At 57.8% G+C, this 595-nt stretch carries 1 protein-coding gene and 1 pseudogene; both read left to right on the top strand.

The window, feature by feature from the left end:
- Nucleotides 1–77 (top strand): annotated as a pseudogene (gene sdhB / locus AWB76_RS41450) (succinate dehydrogenase iron-sulfur subunit); the annotation flags it as partial.
- Nucleotides 78–79: 2 nt separating this feature from the next.
- Nucleotides 80–349, top strand: a complete 270-nt coding sequence (locus AWB76_RS38735) for an FAD assembly factor SdhE (RefSeq protein WP_008354055.1) — start codon at nt 80–82, stop codon at nt 347–349.
- The last annotated feature ends 246 nt before the right edge of the window (nt 350–595 follow it).

The raw sequence follows: 595 nt of genomic DNA, 5'->3' as shown, positions 1-595 counted from the left end.
ACGTGTGCCCGAAGGGGCTCAACCCGACCAAGGCGATCGGCAAGATCAAGGAATTGATGGTGCGCCGGGCGGTTTGAAAATGGACGAATCTCACCAGTCCGATCCCCTTCGCCGCGCGCGCCTTCGTTGGCGCGCAAGGCGCGGCCTGCTGGAAAACGATCTGATCTTCGATCGTTTCTTCAGCCGATATGAGCATGACCTCAGTGACGCCGACGTGGCCGCATTGACCCGCCTGCTGGAACTGAGCGACAACGAACTGATGGATTTGCTGCTCGCGCGCACGGAGCCGGAAGGCGACCTGGCGACGCCGGACGTAACCCGATTGCTGGAAATGCTGCGCACCGTGTGATTCCAGCAGGAATTCGCGGAGTTTTGCAAAATAGGCCTGTTGCACTGCACACAGGCCGATAAGACAGTTTTGCCGCGCAGCTTCCGTCGTGCAAATTATCGAACACCTGTATCCATACTTCGATTGAGGATGTGCTATGACCCCGTCAGATGTTAAAGCCACGCTATCGTTCAGCGACAACTCGCCGAGCGTCGAAATGCCGATCTACAAGGGCACGATGGGCCCGGACGTGATCGACATCCGCAA

This window comes from Caballeronia temeraria, from assembly GCF_001544795.2.
GTDB lineage: Bacteria > Pseudomonadota > Gammaproteobacteria > Burkholderiales > Burkholderiaceae > Caballeronia > Caballeronia temeraria.
The sequence above is the reverse complement of the archived record's forward strand: the minus strand, read 5'-3'. Positions and strand labels throughout refer to the sequence as shown.